Genomic DNA, 22,221 nt, shown 5'->3' on the forward strand with positions numbered 1-22,221 from the left:
GATTGTTGGAATCTGTGATTACTAATACCAACGATTCGGTAATTATAATGGAGGCTGAGCCATTTGATGAGCAGGGACCACGTATCATATATGTTAATAATGCATTTACTAAAATGACGGGATATACTGCTGCCGAGGTTCTGGGTAAATCGCCAAGAATTCTGCAGGGGCCGAGCAGTGATTGGGCCGAGTTGGCACGACTTAATGAGGCAATCCGTAATTGGCTATCCTGTGAGATCACAATTATCAATTATAAAAAGAGTGGCGAGCAATTTTGGATAAACACTTCTATTACGCCCATAGCAAATGAAAAGGGTAGGTTTACTCATTGGATTGCGATTGAGCGGGATGTTACAGAGCAAAAATTAGCAGAGCAAAAATTAAACAGTTCTTACAAGGAAAGAAATGAAATACTGGAAAGTATTGGCGATGGCTTTTTTGCGATGGACAAAAATTGGGTAGTAAACTATTGGAATAAAAGGGCCGAAATTATTCTGGAAAAGCCTCGCGAAGAAGTTATTGGACGAGACCTGAGAGATATTTATCCCGATATACCAGGACGCGCTACTTACGAGCACTACAAAAAAGCGTTTAAAGAAAAAACTGTACAATCGTTTGAAACATTAAGCCCTGCCGTGAATAGGTGGTTTGACGTAATGGTTTACCCATCCGAAAACGGATTGTCGGTGTATTTTAAGGACATTACCGAAAGGTTGCTTCATTCCAAAGCTATAGAGCAACAAAATGAAAAATTAAGGACAGTTGCCTGGATGCAATCCCACTTAACCCGGCCTCATGTTGCAAATTTATTGGGCTTAATGAATGTTTTGAAAAACGAGGAATTAACAGAGGCTGAAAAGGGGGAGGTATTAAATCATTTGTTAACTGCAGTTAATAAGTTAGATGCAATAATATTAGAAATCGTTGAAAATGCTGAGGAAATAAAATACAAATAACAATTCTGAAATGAAAGTCTGCAAAGGTGAATAACTTTAAACGGCAAAAATTTTATATAATCGTTTTGATAATCAGCAGTTTTACCGCTAACAAGTTCATCTACAGGTCACCGGAACAAAGCGATTAATGGTTTATTTTGATCGGGCTAAAATTATAAAAAACTTGTAAATAATTGACTTGCAGAAATTTCTCTCTAATTCAAAAATACTTAGCGGTGGGATTGAGTCGTTCTTGGCGGTGCCGGTGATATAAATATAGGCGCCTTGCCGGACAAATAATTTGATAATAGCTAAAGCCATCTCTCTGTTGCGCCGGTTGTTTGTGCAGTTTTTTTGCTTTCGCCAGTTTTTCCAATGGGGCAAATTCATTTTTGCTCAATTAGCGAGGCGGAGAGCGTAGCATTTAAAATAGTTCAAACACGCCTAACCTTTTATACGTTTAACAGCCGGGCTCCGGTAGAGGATCTTAAAGCGACGATCCAGTAATGTTACGCCGAGGTCACTCCTGTCAAAAATTTTCGAAAAGGCAGCTTCCAGTATCTGATTTTACTTATCGATGAAGTGGCCGTACATGGCCGGGTTTTTAATCAGGTAATGAAAAGCAATGATATGTCATTATCCGACAAACAATATCAGAAAAAATAAAAACAACCCGGGGGCCTGAATCTCACATAAACAACTTTTTAAAATAAATGGCGTATAGAAGTGTATTCTTGCGCTCCAAGTACCTGTTCATCATGCAAAACCCTAAATTAAACTACTTCTTTGTTCGGTACTGCCGACGTATTCCTCACTTGTGGAACTCATTAATTGGCGATTCCTCAAATTTCTCGCTTGAATCACGTATATTTCATTCAATCAGCCTAAGCCTGATGGTTTTGGCCGCCTGTTATATTCCATACAATCTTGTCGCGGGTCTGAAAGTAGCAGCTGTATCATGCCTGTTGATTGGCACCGTTTTCCTACATCAATTCTATTTCTCCAGATTCAGGAGCAAACCGCATAGTAATGTCATATTCGGAATAACCGGACTTTTCATATTTTCAGTAAACTATTTTTCCAACGCCGGCATCAGCGGTTCCACAGACCTCATCTGGCCGTCTTACTTGTTACTCGTGTTTGCCATCTCGCCATACCGGCAGCACCTTGCCTGGCTTTCAACATATGTCATCGTTTTTATATTGATCCACTTGGCCGAATACCTCGATCCTTCCCTGGTGAGCCATCCTTTCGTGCAGGGCGAGGGCCAGGTCCTTGACCGGATCACGGCGTTTCCCATTCCTGTGCTGGCGATTTATATCATAATCAAATTTATCAGGAAAAATTATGATAAAGAAAGAAGCGAGGTATCGGAAAAAACGAAGTCCATCGAATTAAGAAACGAGCAAATGCTGCAACACAAAGAACAGCTTGAAAAAAGCAACGCAGAAAAGAGCAAACTTATGTCGATCATTTCACATGACCTACGAGCGCCCCTGATCAATATCCAAAATTATCTGGAACTATTAAGCGAGGATCAATTGGACAGCCAGGATAGGGAAATGCTGGAAAACAGTTTGAAAAACGCCACCCGCGATACGATCAACATGTTGTCTAACCTGTTAAACTGGTCAAGGACACAAATGACAGGCCCCGTTGTTCACCTCACCGCGCTTAACTTGCTGGGTACCCTCCTGCCAACACTGGAAATGGAACGTTCATTGGCTGCAGTAAAAAAGATAGATCTTAGATGGGACATTGCATCCGGGCTTACCGCGACCGGCGACAAAGACATGCTTGAGCTGGTGATCCGCAACCTGATCAGCAATGCGATCAAATTTACCCGACCGAACGGTCTCATTTTAATCCGTGGAAGCATATCCGGTGCTGATTGTAAGCTAGAAGTAAACGACAATGGAGTTGGTATACCATCGGACAAGAGAGCAGGTCTTTTCTCTCCGGTTACCGAACCCGCTTACGGTACAGAAAACGAACGGGGTATTGGCCTCGGCTTGGTGCTTTGTAAAGATTTCATGGAACGCCAGGGCGGCAGGCTTAATTATGAAAGCACTGTCGGAACAGGTTCCAGTTTTTTTATTTTTCTCCCCTGTCTGAACAGGTGCCCAACCTGCCGGACCGTGCCAGGTAATAATGAGCCATAATATGGGCGTAAAAAAAGGCCCATTTACGTATGTAAATGAGCCCTATAAAAGCGGGTAAGCAATGGGGCTCGAACCCACGACCCCCAGAACCACAATCTGGTGCTCTAACCAACTGAGCTATGCCTACCGTTTTGTTTTTCGAGTGTGCAAAAATAGAAATCTCCCGGTTAATTGCAAACTCTTTTTTAAAATTACATTAAGCTTACCCGTTTAATTTAGAATGATTATGCTTAATAAGTATTTTTGTAACTATGGCTGAGCAATTGATAGAACTAAATGTGACCGGCATGCATTGTAATAATTGCGCAATGTCCGTCCATAAATTCCTCGAAAAAAAGGTTTACACAATATCCTGGTTGATTTTGCCGGCGAAGAGGTAAAATTTTCAACCAACGATGAAACCCGGCTGCCTGAAATAAAAAAAGGGATAGAAAGTTTAGGTTTTAAAGTTGTCGAGGATCTCAGCACCCATTCGGTACCGTTTTACGAACGGGTAGAAAACAAATTTATCTTCTGCGCCATCTTTACCGCACCACTTTTGCTGCACATGATATTACCCTGGCATTTTCTGCATCAGCCCATAATTCAATTGTTGTTATGCCTTCCGGTTTTTATAGTTGGATGTTTACACTTTGGCAAAAGCGCCATTAGTTCAATAAAGGGAGGTGTCCCTAATATGGATGTGCTCATTTTTGTGGGCTCAACATCGGCATTTATATATAGCCTTATCGGCACAATACAAAACCTCGGCCCTCAATACCAGTTTTACGAAACTTGCGCCACCATTATTACCCTGGTGTTGTTAGGTAATGTGTTCGAAAAACGTTCGGTGAGTCAAACTACCTCGGCTGTAAAAGACCTCATCAAATTTCAGGAAGTGAATGCCAATCGCATCATAAATGGAAGCGTTGAAATAATCAATGCCAAAGAGGCGCGCCCTGGTGATACATTACTGGTTAATGAAGGCGATAAAATACCTGTTGACGGCGAGATCCTTTCAGGCCAGGGTTCGGTTAATGAGGCCATGCTCACAGGCGAAAGTATCCCGGTTGAAAAACAAAAATACGATAAGGTTATTGGCGGTACTATATTGCTTAATGGCAATTTCCATATGCTGGCAACCCGTGTTGGCTCAAATACCATTCTTGCGCAGATCATCGACTTGATGAAGAAAGCCCAGGCGGCTAAACCACCTGTTCAAAAACTCGGTGATAAGGTTGCGGCTGTATTTGTCCCTGCGGTAATACTGATAGCATTGACCACCTTTATGCTCACTTACTTTGTTGGCGGTTCGGGTTTACAACATGCTATCATGAATGCTATTGCTGTGCTGGTTATATCTTGTCCATGTGCCATGGGTTTAGCCACGCCCACTGCTGTTATGGTTGGTTTAGGCCGGGCGGCTAAGAACGGCATCCTGGTAAAAGGCGGAGATACGATTGAAGCCGTTACTAATACCAGATATGTAGTTTTTGATAAAACAGGCACACTTACAACCGGCAAGTTTACCGTTAATGAGATCAGGATTGAGAATGGTGCGGATATAGAACACATCAGGGGCATGATCACTGCCATTGAGGAGCGATGTAATCATCCGATAGCCAAATCGCTTGTAAACGGTTTAAAAGAATTACCACAGCAAAAGCTCATTTTAAAATCGGTTAAAGAAGAAAAAGGCTTGGGTATGCGTGCAGAAGATATCCACGGCAATAATTACTTTTTGGGTACAGCGAAAACCAACCACCAAGCCAATTTCAACATTGTGCTGTATAAAAACCAGGTACTGATGGCGCAAATTGCTGTCGATGATCAGGTAAAACCTGAAGCCGCCACGCTTATAACTCAACTTAAACAAATGGGTATTATCCCGGTACTGTTGAGCGGTGATAAAAAAGACCGTTGTCTTAGCGTAGCTCATCAATTAGGTATCACAGAGGTTCATGGCGAAAAACTTCCCGAAGAAAAACTGAAAGTGATTGACATTTATAAACAAAAAGGTAAAACCATTATGATAGGTGACGGCATTAACGATGCTCCTGCCCTAACCCATGCCGATGTTGGCATATCAATGAATGATGCCAGTCAGGTGGCAATTCAGTCGGCCAATGTAGTATTATTAAATACCGACCTGCATTCGGTGATCAAGTTTTTACAGATCAGCAGGCATACGCTGCTTACCATAAAACAAAACCTTTTTTGGGCCTTTGCCTATAATATCATAGCTATCCCTGTGGCAGCAATGGGTTTCCTTAATCCTATGGTTGGCGCACTCACCATGGCGTTTTCGGACGTGGTAGTGATTGGGAACTCATTGAGACTGAAGATTAAGAAAGTCGATAGACCATAGTCTATAGCCCATAGTTTCTATTTGCTTTAGATCAATGCAACGTATGATTTAAAGTTTCTTACTTTTGCCATGGACTATCAACTATCGTCCATGGACTTAAGATATGATCGAGATTTTTACAGACGGAGCTTCAAGCGGAAATCCGGGACCGGGTGGATATGGTGTGATCTTGCGTTCGGGACAGCATTATAAAGAGCTATCCGAAGGTTTCCGGAAAACTACCAATAACCGGATGGAGCTACTTGCTGTGATCAAAGGCCTGGAAGCGCTGAAAGCGCCCAATCAAAATGTAATGATCTTTTCCGACTCCAAATATGTTATTGACGCTATCGAAAAACGCTGGGTTAATGGTTGGGTAGCAAAAGGGTTCGCAGGCAAAAAAAACAAAGATCTGTGGATGCGCTATTTGGAGATCAGCAAGCTTCATAAAATTAAATTCACCTGGGTGCGTGGGCATAACGGGCACCCCGAAAATGAGCGTTGCGACCAATTGGCAGTAGCTGCTGGTAAACGCCCTCCCCTGCTCATTGATTCGGTTTTTGAGGCGGAGAATGCAAGGGCGGGGATGGTTTAGCTTTGCGGGAGACGCAATTATGCGTCTCTACATCAAAACTTTCACCCCGCCAATTCAATTATCTGCAGATCCTGGATCTTGTCACCATCAATATTAAATCTCAACAACGTACGCACCTTATGCCAGCCCTGCTTACCGGCAGCGCCGGGGTTCATGTGCAGGCAGTTGATCTTTTTATCAAACATCACTTTTAATATGTGCGAATGGCCGGTAATAAATAATTGAGGCGGATTGCTGTAAATCTCAGCCTTGATATTTTGGCTGTACCTGCCGGGATAGCCCCCGATATGGGTCATCCATACATCTACTTCTTCGCATTTAAAGCGTAAATGTTCGGGGTAAACTATACGTACGTCTTTATCATCTATATTGCCGTATACGCCTTTTAAACGTTTAAAAGCAGCAAGTTTATCAGCCAGTTCAATGGTACCAAAATCGCCGGCATGCCAAATCTCGTCGCAGTTTTCAAAATGTTTAAAAACGGCATCGTCAAGGTAGCTGTGGGTATCGGAAATGAGGCCTATGCGGGTCATGGGGCAAAGTTAGGATTTAATTAGTCAAGAGTTAAGAGCCAAGAATTAAGATTCGAGGCGGGCTAAAATATCGTCAGGAAATTCTTTAGCACTCCCCGGTACGTTTCCGTATATACATTTGGTTCGCTGTAGATTACAAATTTACCGGTTATCATATGCGTGTTGTTTTTTCCGAAAGCAAGAATTTCCCGGTGCGCTGTATCATCCTTAAAGGAGTGAATGCTAATTGTTTTTTGCAGATAAAGACCGCTTTGTAAGGCGAGATTTTTCACCAGTGCCGAAGTATCTACAGGCAGTATCAGCCAGCAAATGCCCTGCTCTGTAAGCTGCGTTGCGACTACCGATATCAACTTTTCAAAAAAGCCATCAGCAGCATGTTTGGCTAAATTTGTTTTAACTCCCGGCGATTGCAGGGAGTTGATGTAAAACGGAGGATTAGATACAATAAGGTCATATCTTTTTTCAGGATAATCTTCAAAAAACTGTTCAAACCCATTTGCGTAAAGCGTTAACCTGTTTTTAAATGGCGAATTGCCGAAATTGCTTTTGGCCGTAGCTGCTGCTTGTTCGTCAATTTCAACTGCGTCTATTTTGGCATCCGTGAAACGTTGTGCGAGCATCAGGGCTATTACACCTGTTCCGGTGCCAATATCAAGTATGTTTAACGGATGACCATCACCTGCGATTGCACCCAGCAATACCCCATCGGTATTAATTTTCATGGCACAGCCGGCTTGATCAACGCTGAATTGTTTGAAACGGAACATGAGGGCGAAGTTATTGTTTTATTCTGTTGGTTGGGTTTTAAAGATATTTCTACTATATAACTTACATCGTCGCCCTCTTGGCCGGGCGGGGCCAGTTACTTTACCTTAGATGCAAAGTAACCAAACATCAAGGCAAAAAAATGCTTCCCCCACAGGCCATACTCCCTGGCCCGCTTTTTTGCCGGGCCTTTACCCGCTTTTGGTTTGGGAATCGTAAGGTTATTTTTTTCTCCTAAGGAAGCAGTTGACTTACTGCTTGTATATCGATTTCTCGCTTCTCTTTCCCACCTCTTTCTTGTCTCTTGCATCTTGATCTCCTGAATCTTTTCCCCTCCCCGTCAGCAGGTAAGCTTCGGGTGAAAGCGGGCAGAACAATGGTGGCCTGTGCGGTTGCAGGGGCATAGCAAGTTTTTGCAGAAGCATTGGGCAAGCGCGGGCAGGGCAAAATAATTGCAGCCCGTGGTTCTGCCCGTTTTGCAGGGCAAAGACCAAGCAAAGGCATGTGTGGGTGGCCAGTGCGGCAAAGAAGCCTATCTGCTGACTTGATTTTTTGGTTCTTTTGTATCAAGACAAAAGAACAAAGCCAACCCGCGGCAATTGAGCGGGCCGATGATAGTTAATAACAACAAAAGTTATTTTTAAAAACGAAGTAGACACTTCCCGTGGGATGCCGAAATAAATTCGGCACGACTTTCTATCTTAGAATATAGTTAGACGTCCTTTATCGCTCATACAACTCCAGCGGCAAACCATCCGGATCGGCAAAAAACGTAAAGCGTTTGTCGGTGGTTTCATCTATGCGGATAGGTTCAATATCCACACCAAAAGAAGAGATATGTGCTACCGCTTCATCCAAATCATCAACCTCAAAAGCTAAATGACGTAAACCTGCCGCTTCAGGACGCGAAGAACGTGCAGGCGGATTGGGAAAGAAAAAAGCTCGATCTGATAGAGGTCACCCACTTCCAGATCAAGCTTGTATGATTGTCGTTGTTCGCGATAAACCTCACGAACTATTTTTAAACCAAGCACCTCAGTATAAAACCGTTTGGATTTTGCATAATCCGAACAAATGATAGCTATATGATGTACCCGGTTAAGTTTTAACATTATTCGCCTAAAATACCGTGAAGGATATTGGCGTGAACCATTTTCAGGTCGGTAACATGGCCAAAGGCTTCTTCATCAACAGTTAAAGCACCGTTGGTTACAGTCCCCAGCAGGGTAAACTCAACCTCGCTGGTAGCCATTACCTCAACAAAACGTTCCTCCTCTTCCGGTGCAACGCTTACCACTACCCTGCCTTGTGCCTCGCCAAACAGAAAGGCATCTTTACGGATGCTGTCATCAGTAGCTATATCAAAACCAAGTCCGTTAGGCATTGCCGACTCTAACAGCGCAATATATAAACCACCGTCAGCAACGTCATGAGCCGATTCAACCACTTTGTGTTTGATCAGTTCCTTAACGGTTTGCTGCATATCGTATTCTTTATCGATATCGAAATGCGGCGCAGGTGCTTTAGTTATTTTATGCCATGAAGCCAGGTATTGCGACGAAGCAATATCATTAACAGATTCGCCAATCAGATAGATCAAATCGCCAGGCTGTTTAAAGTCGGCAGTCATGATGTTTTCAACGTTGTCCATTACACCAAGCATACCAATAGTTGGTGTAGGGAATACCGAACCACCGTCAGCAGACTGATTATAGAAACTCACGTTACCACCGGTAACCGGGGTTTCAAATTTGCGGCAGGCATCACCCATACCTTTAATAGCGCTTACAAACTGCCAGTAAACTTCAGGAATGTAAGGGTTACCAAAGTTTAAGCAGTTGGTAATAGCAACCGGCTCGCCACCGGCACAGGTAATGTTACGTGCAGCTTCGGCAACGGCAATGGCAGTACCTTTATATGGATCGGCGTACACGTAGCGTGAGTTACAGTCGGTAGTTAATACGATAGCTTTATCGGTGTCTTTAACGGCAACAACGGCAGCATCGCATGAACGGTTGGCGGTCATAGTTTGTACACCTACCATGCTATCGTATTGGTCGGTTACCCAACGTTTTGAAGCAATATTAGGATGGCCAACCAAATGCTCTGCAACCTCAACCAGGTTTGCAGGCTCGGCAACGTCGTCTATATTGAATTTCTGGTTTTCGGCAAAGTAAGCAGGCTCGCGGTATTCGCGTTGATAAACCGGGGCACCGCCACCTAATACAAGGTCATCGGCAGGCACATCGGCAACTTTTTCGCCGTGCATAAAGTACTCTAAACGTTTGGTATCGGTAACTTCACCAATAATGGCGCAGTTCAAATCCCATTTGTCAAAAATATCTTCAACCTCTTTTTCGCGACCTTTGTGAACCACGATCAGCATGCGCTCCTGTGATTCAGAAAGCAGGATTTCGTAAGGTTTCATGTTGTCCTGGCGGGTTGGCACTTTGTCCAGGTCGATACGCATACCGTGCTCGCCTTTGGCGCTCATTTCTGAGTTTGAGCAGATGATACCGGCAGCGCCCATATCCTGCATACCAACAACGGCACCGGTTTTAATAACCTCAAGGGTAGCTTCCAGTAACAGTTTCTCCTGGAAAGGGTCGCCTACCTGTACGGCAGGAAGGTCGTTCACCGAATCTTCGGTAATATCTTTAGAAGCAAAGGCGGCACCGTGGATCCCGTCTTTACCTGTAGCCGAACCAACTATATAAACCGGGTTGCCCACACCGTATGATGTAGCAGAAACGGTTTCGCCGGCCTTAACAATACCGGCCGACATAGCATTAACCAGTGGGTTAACATTATAGCAATCGTCAAAAAATAATTCGCCGCCTACGGTTGGGATACCGAAAGCGTTACCATAGTGGCTGATGCCTTTAACCACACCTTTAACCAACCATTTGGTTTTGTCGAGGCTTAAGTCGCCAAAACGTAGGGAGTTGAGCTGTGCGATTGGCCTTGCGCCCATGGTGAAAATATCGCGGTTGATACCGCCCACGCCTGTCGCGGCGCCCTGGTATGGTTCAAGGGCCGAAGGGTGATTGTGCGATTCGATTTTGAAGGCGCAGCCTATGCCGTCGCCAAGGTCAACCAGACCGGCATTTTCTTCACCTGCCTTAGCCAGCATCCGCGGACTATCCTTTGGTAAAGTTTTAAGCCATGTAATTGAATTTTTATATGAGCAATGCTCGCTCCACATAACCGAGAAAATAGAAAGCTCGGTAAAGTTGGGCACACGCCCTAATATTTCATTTATACGTGCAAATTCTTCGGGTAAAAGGCCCAGATCTTTAGCGGTTTCAACGGTGGTTAATTCCTGGTGCTCCAATGTAATATTGTTTTATTTGAAAGGATGCGCAAAAGTATGAAAAAAGCAGGAAAGGTGAAAGGGAGTTTAGGTTTAGGTGAAAGGTAAAAGCTGAAAGGCGAAAGGTATGAGCAGATGATGGCATAAGTTGCGGCATTCAATTGTAACAAAGCGGCTGTCCCAATTTTTTGATTCCCGAAAAAAAATAAAAAAATCTCCGGCGTCTTTTTTTTAAAATGGGCATGTTCCAAATTTTGAATGTGAAAACGCGGGACACCTTTTTATTGAAACACGCTGATAATCAAATAACTATCATTTCACCCGAAACAGCAGTAAAGACTTCATAATCAGCGAATAAAACTTTTATGAGTAAAAAATGGGATCAAGCTATCGATTTTTCATCCTCCATTTATTTCACTCATTTTTTATGATTTTTTGGAGATTTTCTGCAATCAGCGCTTTAGCCACAAATGGTACTGACAGAATAGCGACACCATTATTATAGCTTAAATTCATTAAGACAAGGCATTAAATTTCTTTTGCTGGCGCGATTATGCAGCAGGGAACGGTGGTCGGGTGCTCGTGTTTTTCTAATCAGGCTCATCTTATAACTTACCTTGTATAAAAGTCACGAGTACGCCACGCTTTTGCCAGAGCTGCATACTCGCGCCAGTTGGGGTACTCGTGACTTTTCTAAATCAGAACCATCTTATCTGTAAACTTTTTTAGGACAATACATGTTAATCGTCATATAAAAACTTATCAGATTGATGGTCCATATCTCTTCTCAATTTTGCTTCCTCAACTCTGAAATCAGATTTATTATATATTTCTAACAGGGCCTTTCTTGGATAATGTTTGAACTCACTTATATTAATAGCTTCTTTAAGTATCTTGATCGAGTTTGACAAGTCTTTATTTACAAAATATTCATATTCACCCCTCATGGTATGATAGAGTTCTTTTGCTTTAAAATCATGACTAATTTGTATATTGCTCATGAGCTCATTTAGAATAATTTTATCCTCTTCAAATAAAATTCTTTTGCGAACTAAGCACATAAAATAACCCTGAATGTGAAAAGCACTTAATTTATTCTTTGAATAGTTGGCCTTTGCAAATTCTAATGCTTCAGGATATCTATTTTGGCTCAATAGCACATTAACTAACTCTCTTTTTGTTTTTTGAGAATTTTCATCGAATTTTAACGCATCGCGAAAGTTTTCTTCGGCTTCAGGAAATTTTTTTTGAATTCGCTTATGAAAACCCAATAAAAAATAATAATCACCTTTTTCAAATTCCCTGAGATTCTTATAAAATATATCTTCCGAATTTTCAAAAGATTTGCGACTAATTGACATACAATACCAATATCTTATCTCTCTAATAATCGCAGGGTCATGTTTCAAATGATTAGCAATCATTTTTTGAGCTAAGGTATTCACCTGATCATATTTATTTTCATAGTAATGGTCTATTATTGTTCTTAATACAAATGAGGGAATAAAATATCTTTCAGGTATAGATTGATTAGTTTGGATCAAAATTTTAATAGTGATCAATATTTGAGATATATCAGGGTATTCGTTGCCATCATTTAATAATAAATTTATTTGTTCTTTTAATTTAAGACGAGTTTTTAAATCAATTTGAAATTTTGCTCTCTTAACATACTCACTTATCGCATGATGAGGTTGAATATATTCTTTGTTAATGCCTATCCTATCAAAAACACCATATATAAACAATTTATCTAAAGCGTTTTCAACTAAATCATCTCTTGAAAATATCTTATATAAAAAATCGTAACTAATAAATTCAAATCGTGCGATGAAAACTAATAAATTATAGAAAAGTTCCCCTTCATCTTTGATTGCCGAAATGATTTGGAAAACTTTTATGTCGTTATGCTTTTTTATTTCATCTAGTTTATTAATAGTATTTATTAACCCTTCATCACTTATCATTCTGGCACAATGGAATACTTGTCCCGGCATACCATTTAAAGCTCCCAATATTTTCTCCGTTTCAGCTTTGCCAGGTTGTAATTCAAATAATTCACAATATTTTAAAAATAAGATTTGCCTATCTATAGGAGTTAGTTCATTGACATGAAATGAAATTAAATTAAGATAGTTTCGAATAAGACTTGTATTTGGCCTAAAAGTTGAAATTAAACAAATAATCGTATTGTTGTAAAATCTCTTGTCAAGTATTATTTCAAGAAACCAATCTGCTATTTTTTTATTTGGTTGGACAATACATCCTTTGTCTATTATAAATAAGATCTCATTGTTTTCTTGAAACTTTGAAACTAATAAAATTGCAAATTCGATCTTTTCGGTAAGTTCTAAATTGTTGATTTTTTTTAGAGTTTCATCAGGATGAATTGAGTTTAAATCTTCAAGTCTAAGGATAAAATCTTCAATGCTATCGCGAGAGTCGAGCAAAAAACTAATAGGATTGTGATATTTATTTAGTTTCTCAACTTTGTCTAAGGCATGCTTGACAAATTTTCTTCTTCCAACCTCCTCAAAACCAGATGCGATTATTGCAGAAGGCTTGATATTTTCCAGATTGTAGTATTTCTGTTCAAATTCTTCCATTAACCCGTTTCTCCCTATAAAGATTTCTTCTTTTTTCTTTACATAAGGATGGTTTTCTATCGATATATCTCTAAGCTTGGAGTCAATTTTTTTATAAAGTAAAATAGGGTCTGTAATATGTTTTAAGTTGTATTTTTCAGTAAGCCAATCTGGAATACGCTCATCTCTATGATCAATAGTTAAGTCTACCAAAAATATCAATACCCTATTAGACAATTCTAAACTCTTAAGATTTTTTGCGTATTCAATTTCATATTTAACCCATTCAGAGTTCAAAGCGTCATTTGATAAGAAAATCACGAACAAATCAGTTTTCTCGATACCATTAATAATAGAATTTAATGTTGGAGTTCCTGGTTCGAAATTGTATTTATCTATAATACAATTGTCTTTTCCTAATCTTTTATAAATATTTTCAACTAATGGTTTTTGAGTGCTAGAATGAGATAAGAAAGCTTTTGACATATTCCAATTGACTTAATGCAATTTAACCAAAATTATCGGTCTTATTCAATCTTATTCATTTTCCCTACTGTCGCGTGTGTCTTATCTCCAGTTCCCTCTGAATATCATACATCCATCTAACCATTGCTACTCTCCCAACAATTCCCTAATTTTATTCAACCAATTATCAAATCGAACATAGCTACGACGGCCTCCAGTTGCAGACGCACTGCGGATTCGTTGGCAACAGTATTTAAGGGTTAACCCCATGTCCATATTCATAAAAATTATATCCACGGCGTTGCTTATCCTAAGCACAGGAAATACTTTTGTCCAGGCAGGCAGTTCATCTCCATTAAACATCAATTCAAAGCAGGTTATCATCTACCGGTATAACCCGCACCACAAAAAAGACCATAAGGTGAAGGCCATAGCACTTCTGGCGGCTAAGTGTTATTACTTTAAAAAAGTACCGCATGCGCAAATAGGCAAACCTTTATCGGCCGAAAACGGCAAATACATAGCGGATGCCGCCATGCTCAACTTCATGAACAAGCTGACCGCCAAAAATTTCGAAAATATCAACAAGCGGGAATGTAATTGCGATGGTATCAGTGAGGAAACCTATGTTGTAGAGATAAGCCCTGACGGGCAGGCCGCCAGCAGGAGGATTTTTTATGTCCCCGTAGTTAGTAACTGCCCGGCCAATTCGCCATGCGCCGTTATTGGCACCATTACCGGTTTCTTTTTAAAACTGAAGCAAAAATAAGTCATCCCCCACCGGTCTCCCAACCGGCGAGGGGATGTAACCACTTAACTATTAACTATTACTATTTAAGAAACAGATCTCCTGTAGCCCAGGTTGGGTTTTTGGCCAACGCCTTCCAGAAGATCTGATCAAGGGCAAAATCGAAATTAGCTTTGAAACTGCGTGTGTTGGCCAGGATCACAAAATTAAACCCGTTACCCAAACGGGCTTGTTCTGTAGCCGTACCCGGCAAGCTTCCCTGGTGAAAATAGCTATCGCCTGCAATGGCCCAGCCGCATCCATAACCTGCATTGGCCGTTGAGCCGGTATACATGGTGGTTAGCGAAGCCGGGGTAAGGATATCTGGCCTTACAGGAAATTTATCAATATAAACAAGGAACCTGGCCAGGTCGGCAGCGGTAGCAACCCAGCCCCCGTGCGCGTCCATCCGCGTAATATTATAAGCATAAGGATCCTCTCCGGATTGACCGTAATAGGTAACTTCTTTAGCCTGTTTATCGGCCAGTGTGTTGCCGCCAATGGTCATATCCGTAATTCCGATTGAAGTTAAAACCAATGTTTTTACAGCCTCAGCATAGGTTTTTCCGGTAATTTTTTCTATTACGCGCCCCAATATGCAATATCCAAAGTTAGAGTAGTCGTAATTGGTACCCGGTACATGATCGAGCGGGCGGTTATCTAAAGTCCAGGTAATGAGCTGTGCCGTCGTCATTGTCGGGTTACTGAACATCGGGTCATCTGTTTCATTTCCCCAGCCGCCCGAGGTGTGGTGCAGCAATTCATCAACCGTAATATCGGCAATGTGTAAGCCATAGGCTTTAGTACCATAGGTTTTACCTAAAATAGCGCCATCGCCAAATACTTTGTCCGATAGCTTTATTTTGCCCTGTTCAAGCAGTTTCATGATGGCAACCGCCGTGAATTGCTTTGAACAGCTGGCCAATCGGTAACGGTCGCTAATAACAGCTTTGGTACCTTTAGATTTATCGCTTACGCCGTAAGCTTTCAGGTAAACCAGTTTTTCGCCTTTGGTAATCGCTACGGATACCGCCGGTACATCATAAGTAGTCATAAAGGTATTTACCTCATCATCTAAAGCGGCAACAGCAACTTTACTGGGGGTTAGGGTATCAATAATGGTACCCGTTCCTCCACCTGTGCCTGTTCCGGTACCTGTACCGGTGCCTGTACCTGTTCCTTTACCGGTTGTATCTGCACCGTTGTTTGTTTTAGTTACAGAAGGTGCATCCTTTTTGCAGGCGGCAAAAAAGAGCAGACACGCAATTGCAATTAATTTACTGATTTTCAAAGCATTAAACGATAGGCTATAAAGCCCGGATGGATAAGTGTTTTTCATAGGTATTTAATGGATATTAGGTTTAGTGTAAATTGCAGGCTTTATTGCCGGGGCTATAACGCAGATACAATTACCTTACAAAAAAACATTATCAGTAAAAAACACTTACGCGCATGTTGCAAATACTTTCGAGTTTGTTGCATTTTTGTTGCAGCACCATGCGCGCCTAAATAAATCCTTTCACCTTTAAAAGATTGATAAAATGAAACGAACGCTTATCCTGTTATTATTCTTCTGCAACGCTTTAATAACCCGGGCGCAAAGAGTACTGGAACCATCAGCAGCAAAGCACCCGGAATGGTCCCGCTCCTTTCCGCCTTTTCAAATCGCGGGCAATCTTTATTATGTGGGCACCACCGATCTGGCTTGTTATCTCATCACCACTTCCGAAGGCAATATCCTGATCAATACCGGGCTTGCGTCTTCCGAACAGCAAATCACAGCAAATATCAAGACCCTGGGCTTCAAGGTTTCAGACACAAAAATTCTTTTAACAACGCAGGCTCACTTTGATCACATGGGCGCGATGGCGGCAATAAAGAAGATCACAAAAGCCAAAATGATGGTAGATGAAGGCGACGCGGCGGTAGCAGCCGACGGGGGCTTTCTGATTATGATCTTAAAGGGGATGTGCGCACATTCAGGCCTGTAAAAGCAGACCGTATTTTACACAACAGCGATAGTATTAAGCTGGGGAACATGAAACTAACTGTACTTCACCATCCGGGCCATACTAAAGGTTCTTGCAGCTATTTATTTGATGTAAAAGATAATAAACGAAACTACCGGGTTTTGATCGCCAACATGCCCACTATCGTTACCGATAAAAAGTTCACAGATATACCTTCTTACCCTAACATCGCTAAAGACTATGCGTATACATTTAACGCAATGAAGGGTTTAAAATTTGATATTTGGTTAGCCTCCCATGGTTCCCAATTTGATCTCCTCAGCAAACACAAGCCTGGCAACCCCTATAATCCGATGGTTTTTGCAGACAAGAAAAATTATTACGATGAAATAAATGAACTGCAGGCTGAGTACGATAAGAAAATAGCGGTAAAATAATTTTGAGGGGATCGTTTACTGGTCCAAGCTTAGCAACAGCGTAACTTCCTCCCGCAAGCAGGATGCTTACATTGTTTTAGGTCCGGGTTACGCTACCGCTAAACTTGAACCAGTATCAGATATTTAAACCTTCTACCTCCCCAATACCTTCTCCGCCAGCTTAGTCCCCTCAACCCTGGCGCGGATCTTGGCAAAAGCAATTTCCCTCGCAGTTGAAGTATCATCACCAAATGGCGAAAAACCGCAATCGTCGGTAGTGCCCAGTTGTTGAACAGGAATCACCTGCGCCGCTTCCAGGATCAGGTCACTTACTTCTTCGGCAGTTTCTATTTTGGGATTAATCACATCGGTAACACCAAGAAATACCCGCTGGTCTGCTCCAAGGTTTTCTTTAATAGCATTAAGCACCGTTTTCTTATCCTTTTCTGCTGCATATTCCAGGTAAAAATTACCGGCATGGAGTTTAAACAGCAGCGGGAGCAGTTCCGTATAAGAAATATCGGCGCTATGGGTTGAGTCTTGGTCACCGCCGGGGCAGGTGTGTACGCCTATCTTCTTCTGTTCTTCGGCAGTGAAGCGGTCGAGCACCTGGTTATTGAGGTCGATAAAAGCCGATAGTAATTGTTTGCTGGGATCTAACTTAATGGCCAGGCGGGCTTCGGTAAAATCAATTTGTACATTATAAGCGCCGCTTTCAAGGCATGAGCGGATATCATACACCGCATCGTTCACCAAATCGGCAAGGAACTGATCGCGCGAATAACCGTCGATGCCCTCCTGCGGATAAAGCAGGCTCATGGCCGAGCAGGAAATAACAGCCTGTTTCACCGGCAAATTAGCATACTTTTTGGCTTGGTTTAGGTATGAGTTTGCAAAAGTAGTGTAATGAAATGGGCCGGCGGTTAGTTTGGGTAACTGGCGGGTATGCCCGTCAGCAAAGGGGATCACCACGCCATCAGCAGCAAAGTTCTTAAAACCCTGCATTGGGTAAGTAACAAAGTTTGGTTTTGATTGCTCGCCATCACTAATCACGGGCGAACCTGTTGCTTCCAGTTCCTGAATAGTTTCGCGCGTAGCCCGATCGAACAGGTTGTTTAATTCGTCGGCTTTAATTTGTCCGCCTGCAAAGGCGGCCATGGCTTGTTGCAAGTAAACCGGGCGCGGAATGCTCCCGATGGGTTCGGTAAGTATTTTCATATATAGGTTAAGATTGATTCATAAAGTTAACAAATGAAACCTATGGTAAAGTATTATGGGTAAATAAATTATAATGATTCAATGCACGCTATATCAATATCCGCCCCACTCGCCCCTCCCAACCCGCATCTCGTCAATTATCCCAACACAATCATCAATTTCCAAAATCCATACCGTTAGCATTAGCTATTTTGGTATCAAAAACCAATAACCGGTATGAAAACATCACGCTGCCTTATTTTCATCGCTTTAATATTTTGCGGCTGCTCCTCAGCACCCCAAAGCGATAACCTTGCCGCCGACAAACTTGCTCTTGAAAAAACCAAGGCCGCCTTTGCCGCTGCTTTTGCTCATAGTGATGTAAAGGCTATTGTAGCGCTGCACCATCCTGATATTGTTAAATATTTTGGCGGCAACAATGTAGTTACCGGCCGCGCGCAGCTGGCCAGGCAGTTAACGGCCATGTTCCGTACATCCAGGATGGAATTAATCCAGAACCAGGTTGAAAGTACCGCCTTTAATGGCAACACCATTATCGAAACCTGCATATTCGCGTTTAGGGCAACCCCGGTAAATGGCGGCAAGCCGTCTGTAGGCCGGGGACGGTCAATGACTGTTTTTGTAAGGTATAAAAACAGCCCTTACGGTTGGGTTTCTATAAGGGAAATGGCCCAGGCGGCTCCTGAAGTTGCAAAATAATTCTGTTTATCATTGAGATCTTTTAAGCTTGCGCATTTCGCTTAATGACATGGTTCTATCGTTCGCGACATCCCAATACCTTATAGCGAAGGTTTTGGCATCAACTTCGTACCATTCATAAGTTCGCAATTGAAAGCCGAGATCTTCAATTATTGATACCTTGTAATAATTATTTTCTTTAGTTGGTGTATCCTCAATTTGTGCTTTTAACAACCTGGGATTTTTATGTGCTTTTCTAAACTCATTTTCCCGCTGCACCTCTGGTAAAGCATTAATAAGCTTTAATACCTTTCGCTCTGTTGCATTTGTAGCTGCCCCATATTCCTGCCCATAACCAAAAGCACAATTAAAACCCAGTAAAAATATAGTCAGAATTAACTTTTTCATAAAAAATTTATTGAATTAAAGATAGTTGTTTTCGCTATATTATATACTACATTCACGTAAAAACCGCACACGCAAAAAGTGGTTCAACGCATTGCTTTTCAATAATTTATATTTAATTTCATTCATCTAACAGCAATAAAACCATACCAACCAGCAATTAGGATTTGCACAAGCACAATTGTGCTTTTACCATCATTAATATTTATTAAAAGGCGAAATAAATGAAACCGCGCGATCATAGTTTTTGGCCGTTTACGCCAAAGGTGAGTATCATTACCGCCGTTGTTGTTTTATTGGTACTCCTGCTGCTCACCGGGGTGCTCCGTGTTTATACAGGCTGGCCTGCCGAATCGGCCAATAACACCGTTTTGATCGGTATTTTTATCCTTAGCCTGCTCCCTATCGTCCTCGCAATCCTCAATGTAGTTATTGAGCGCGGGGGCAGCATAGGCTATGGCGACCTCAAGATCGACTTTTCAAAAATCCAGCAACTGTCAAATTCGGGTTTTACCGTGCCCGCCAATATTGGGGTACGGGGACAGTATGTTGCCGACAGCGGCACTTCCAATATCCTCGAAACACTGCGCGCAGCCACCTCTTCGGGCGTCGCGGTGATCGACCTTGAAGATGGGCACGCCTGGTGGGAAACCCGGTTGTTAGTTTTGCTGGCCGGCGCCGACCGCCTTAAAAAGCCCGATAAAATTGTTTTTGTAGCAACTGCCGAAGCAAGAGAGCAAACTTATTTAGGCTGGGCCCGCCCCGGCGACCTGTTGGAACAGCTGCTAAAAGAAGACCCGCGATATTTAAGAACCTTTTATGCCGCCCGTGCGGCTGCCGCGCAATGGGCATTATTAGGCCCTTTAGCTGTCTTGCCGCCCGGCAGTTATTATAATGCTCCGCCGCCACCGCCCTGGATGCAGGGTATACTTGCCCTGAGCCACGCCTGGATGGCATTTTCAACCACCACCGGTTTACCTAACGAATTATTAACCGAGCAGTTATTACAGAACGAACTTGGCCAAACTATTGAAAGCACGGGCGGCGCAAAGCATATCAGCACCGTACACCTTGATAATTTATTTAAGCCGGTACTGATAAAAAAACAGATAGACAAAAACTGGGACAATGAGCAGCAAACAAACGCCCTGTTCGCCAATGAAGATCCTTTTATTGTAATAACAGAAAGTGGCAAATACTCGGCGATAGTTTCGGCACAGTCTTTATATAATGAGGTATTAAGAGGCTATTTAAAAACAGCCTGATGAAGATTTTATTAGATAAGGCCTCATAGTTTCATTACTTATAATACCGCGACTGTAAGTTACTGATCGTTAAATGTGTTTTCCCGATCAATATTATGAATATGGGCGTTGCCTGCGGCCGTGCTATACGCTTATACGCCTGCAGGCCTTATGCTCATTGGCCGGTATCCGCTCCTATCACTAACGCGGCCCCCGCTCACCATCGTTAAAACCTATTTTATACATCACCGCAACTTTTTCCGGGTTCCCCGGGGTGGTTATTTGCAATGATGCTTTTATCTATTTTTTATGTAGAGACGCATAATTGCGTCTGGCGCTTGCAATTAATGGCAGTAGAAATATTTTCGAAATCGGATTATCCCTCCAGGAGACGCAATTATGCGTCTCTACCAAAAATGTTTTATCTGTTCTTAAACAACTTCCGGAAGGCCTGGTGATAACAAAAAGCCCCGCGTAAGCGGGGCCGAAACAGTTAGCTACTATATAACACACATTTAATTAAAAACACACAGCAAATTATTCCCTATTCTTCTGTCGCTAACTGAAAGCTTATTGGGATACTGTACCTAACCCGCACGTTCTGGCCGTTTTGCACACCAGGCTTCCAGGCCTTTGCCAGTTTTAGTACACGGGTTGCCTCTTCATCAAAACCGTAACCTGCCGGACGCTCCACTTTTATATTTGATAAAGCGCCATCTTTTTCAATAATGAAACTCAGAAGAACTTTGCCTGAAACACCCGCATCTTGTGCGGCTCCCGGAAAGCGTAGGTTTTTTTGCAAAAACTTGGCCCACGCTGCAGCCCCGCCAACGGGTTCGGGCATAACTTCAAGCCCATCTAATGTATGAACGCCATCATCAACTTTAGCAGTTCCGGTTCCTCCGGGGCCTGGATCTTTTGAGTCGATAACGTTGCCTGCCCCGCTCGGCCCCTTAACATCAGTTGGGCCAATGGCAACATCCTTTAGTTGATCTATTGTAGGCGGCTCTGTCGGCGGCTCTGTTGTTACCAGGTGCGGCGTGGTGAAACCTTTAGTTTCAACAGGAGCAGCGGGCTTTTGATGCTCCATTGGAGCAGGAGCATCCGGTTGCTTAACAGCCTCTACCGGTGGTTTGGGGATATCAACCGGAGTTTTGAGGTGCACCTCATGAAACTCATAAACAGGCTTCGGCTTTGCCTTAAAAATAATGGCTGCGGCCGATAAAATGGCTACTGCTGCAAAGGCGATCCCCATGGATTTTGCCATAGTACGTCCATAGCTTTGTCTTAATTCATAAGCGCCGTAATTTTTGTTGCGATGGTCAAATACAAGGTCGAGCCACTCGGCATTGTACAAATCAAATTTGGTGATAAGCATAGTTTCAGAATTAAATTTCAATTATAACGAATATGCTTATATTATATTTTGTATAAAACTAAATTTATCGAAAATAATTTCGTCTAATTTTTCATCAAATTTTCATTTTCTCACAAAAACCATCAAATCATAATAATTTGTCTAAAAATTAATAACCAAGTCCATTTTTTTTATCAATTAAATAAAAACAGCACAAAAACATTCATTTGAAAACAATTTTTATATACAAATCATCAAAAACTTAAAATATTTTAAAAAAAATGCAGTTATTTTATTTTTTTATTACTTTTAGATATGGTTAACAGGCTTTACAAACTTATCGCCTTATTTTTTTACTCTTTAGCGGCTTCACTGCGTCCGCTAAGTGTGAATTATACCATTATTACCACAAAACCACAAAAAAAACCACGGTATCTGCGACAATACCGCATCATCGCCCGTTAAAT

Annotated in this window: 16 protein-coding genes, 1 tRNA gene and 2 pseudogenes; 8 read left to right on the forward strand and 11 right to left on the reverse strand. The window is 42.0% G+C overall.

All coding sequences use genetic code 11. The annotated features are described in order from the left end of the window. Positions 1–5 precede the first annotated feature (5 nt). Together ACQ86K_RS21785 and ACQ86K_RS21790 are read left to right on the forward strand one after the other, a co-directional pair. The gene (locus ACQ86K_RS21785; protein ID WP_431198772.1) at positions 6–956 is read left to right on the forward strand and encodes a PAS domain-containing protein; all 951 of its coding nucleotides are present in this window, start codon (positions 6–8) and stop codon (positions 954–956) included. A 737-nt stretch (positions 957–1,693) separates the two neighbouring features. Then, entirely contained in the window at positions 1,694–3,097 is a 1,404-nt protein-coding gene (locus ACQ86K_RS21790; protein WP_431198773.1) for a sensor histidine kinase, read from the forward strand. A 53-nt stretch (positions 3,098–3,150) separates the two neighbouring features. Here ACQ86K_RS21790 and ACQ86K_RS21795 read toward each other — a convergent pair. Further along, positions 3,151–3,224: transfer RNA gene (locus tag ACQ86K_RS21795), tRNA-His, on the reverse strand. A gap of 420 nt (positions 3,225–3,644) precedes the next feature. Here ACQ86K_RS21795 and ACQ86K_RS21800 point away from each other — a divergent pair. Both ACQ86K_RS21800 and rnhA read left to right on the forward strand, forming a co-directional pair. After that, positions 3,645–5,444: a heavy metal translocating P-type ATPase gene (locus ACQ86K_RS21800; RefSeq protein WP_431198774.1), complete on the forward strand. Its 1,800-nt coding sequence runs from the start codon at positions 3,645–3,647 to the stop codon at positions 5,442–5,444. 103 nt (positions 5,445–5,547) lie between these two features. Then, positions 5,548–6,018, forward strand: coding sequence for a ribonuclease HI (rnhA, locus tag ACQ86K_RS21805; RefSeq protein WP_090533387.1), 471 nt, complete (start codon positions 5,548–5,550; stop codon positions 6,016–6,018). A gap of 41 nt (positions 6,019–6,059) precedes the next feature. On the opposite strand, the gene ACQ86K_RS21810 is transcribed toward rnhA, so the two are convergent. The 6 genes and pseudogenes from ACQ86K_RS21810 to ACQ86K_RS21835 all read right to left on the reverse strand — a co-directional run bounded on the left by ACQ86K_RS21810 (position 6,060) and on the right by ACQ86K_RS21835 (position 13,700). After that, positions 6,060–6,551, reverse strand: a complete 492-nt coding sequence (locus ACQ86K_RS21810; RefSeq protein ID WP_091174273.1) for a metallophosphoesterase family protein — start codon at positions 6,549–6,551, stop codon at positions 6,060–6,062. Between the two features lie 62 nt (positions 6,552–6,613). Then, a complete protein-coding gene (locus ACQ86K_RS21815; protein ID WP_176844567.1) occupies positions 6,614–7,273 on the reverse strand; it encodes a tRNA1(Val) (adenine(37)-N6)-methyltransferase in 660 nt (219 codons plus the stop codon). Positions 7,274–8,039: 766 nt separating this feature from the next. Continuing rightward, positions 8,040–8,183 (reverse strand): annotated as a pseudogene (locus tag ACQ86K_RS21820) (VOC family protein); the annotation flags it as partial. A gap of 8 nt (positions 8,184–8,191) precedes the next feature. Next, the gene (locus tag ACQ86K_RS21825; protein WP_431198775.1) at positions 8,192–8,428 is read right to left on the reverse strand and encodes a VOC family protein; all 237 of its coding nucleotides are present in this window, start codon (positions 8,426–8,428) and stop codon (positions 8,192–8,194) included. After that, positions 8,428–10,650: a phosphoribosylformylglycinamidine synthase subunit PurL gene (gene purL, locus ACQ86K_RS21830; protein ID WP_431198776.1), complete on the reverse strand. Its 2,223-nt coding sequence runs from the start codon at positions 10,648–10,650 to the stop codon at positions 8,428–8,430. The genes ACQ86K_RS21825 and purL overlap by 1 nt, the downstream gene beginning before the upstream one ends. Before the next feature lie 719 nt (positions 10,651–11,369). After that, the gene (locus ACQ86K_RS21835; protein ID WP_431198777.1) at positions 11,370–13,700 is read right to left on the reverse strand and encodes a TIR domain-containing protein; all 2,331 of its coding nucleotides are present in this window, start codon (positions 13,698–13,700) and stop codon (positions 11,370–11,372) included. 247 nt (positions 13,701–13,947) lie between these two features. On the opposite strand from ACQ86K_RS21835, the gene ACQ86K_RS21840 reads away from it, so the two are divergent. Continuing rightward, positions 13,948–14,448 (forward strand): hypothetical protein, encoded by a 501-nt coding sequence (locus ACQ86K_RS21840; RefSeq protein WP_431198778.1) that lies wholly within the window; start codon positions 13,948–13,950, stop codon positions 14,446–14,448. Positions 14,449–14,509: 61 nt separating this feature from the next. Here the strand turns inward: ACQ86K_RS21840 and ACQ86K_RS21845 are convergent, their stop codons facing one another. Beyond that, positions 14,510–15,805 carry a serine hydrolase domain-containing protein gene (locus ACQ86K_RS21845; RefSeq protein ID WP_431198779.1) on the reverse strand — a complete coding sequence of 432 codons (1,296 nt, stop codon included), beginning with the start codon at positions 15,803–15,805 and terminating at the stop codon, positions 14,510–14,512. Positions 15,806–16,007: 202 nt separating this feature from the next. Here ACQ86K_RS21845 and bla point away from each other — a divergent pair. Continuing rightward, positions 16,008–16,873 (forward strand): annotated as a pseudogene (gene bla, locus ACQ86K_RS21850) (subclass B3 metallo-beta-lactamase). Between the two features lie 132 nt (positions 16,874–17,005). On the opposite strand, the gene ACQ86K_RS21855 reads toward bla, so the two are convergent. Then, positions 17,006–18,070, reverse strand: coding sequence for a cobalamin-independent methionine synthase II family protein (locus ACQ86K_RS21855; protein WP_431198780.1), 1,065 nt, complete (start codon positions 18,068–18,070; stop codon positions 17,006–17,008). Between the two features lie 216 nt (positions 18,071–18,286). Between ACQ86K_RS21855 and ACQ86K_RS21860 the strand changes: the two genes are divergently transcribed. Continuing rightward, positions 18,287–18,769, forward strand: a complete 483-nt coding sequence (locus ACQ86K_RS21860; RefSeq protein WP_431198781.1) for a YybH family protein — start codon at positions 18,287–18,289, stop codon at positions 18,767–18,769. Between the two features lie 9 nt (positions 18,770–18,778). Here the strand turns inward: ACQ86K_RS21860 and ACQ86K_RS21865 are convergent, their stop codons facing one another. After that, positions 18,779–19,156 carry a hypothetical protein gene (locus tag ACQ86K_RS21865; protein WP_091174315.1) on the reverse strand — a complete coding sequence of 126 codons (378 nt, stop codon included), beginning with the start codon at positions 19,154–19,156 and terminating at the stop codon, positions 18,779–18,781. A gap of 221 nt (positions 19,157–19,377) precedes the next feature. Between ACQ86K_RS21865 and ACQ86K_RS21870 the strand changes: the two genes are divergently transcribed. Continuing rightward, complete coding sequence (locus ACQ86K_RS21870) at positions 19,378–20,418, forward strand: hypothetical protein (protein ID WP_091174318.1); 1,041 nt, start codon at positions 19,378–19,380, stop codon at positions 20,416–20,418. A gap of 523 nt (positions 20,419–20,941) precedes the next feature. Here ACQ86K_RS21870 and ACQ86K_RS21875 read toward each other — a convergent pair. Then, entirely contained in the window at positions 20,942–21,775 is an 834-nt protein-coding gene (locus ACQ86K_RS21875; RefSeq protein ID WP_091174320.1) for an energy transducer TonB, read from the reverse strand. Between the last annotated feature and the right edge of the window lie 446 nt (positions 21,776–22,221).

This window comes from Mucilaginibacter sp. P19 (assembly GCF_050632265.1).
In the GTDB taxonomy this organism is placed as follows: Bacteria; Bacteroidota; Bacteroidia; order Sphingobacteriales; family Sphingobacteriaceae; genus Mucilaginibacter; species Mucilaginibacter gossypii.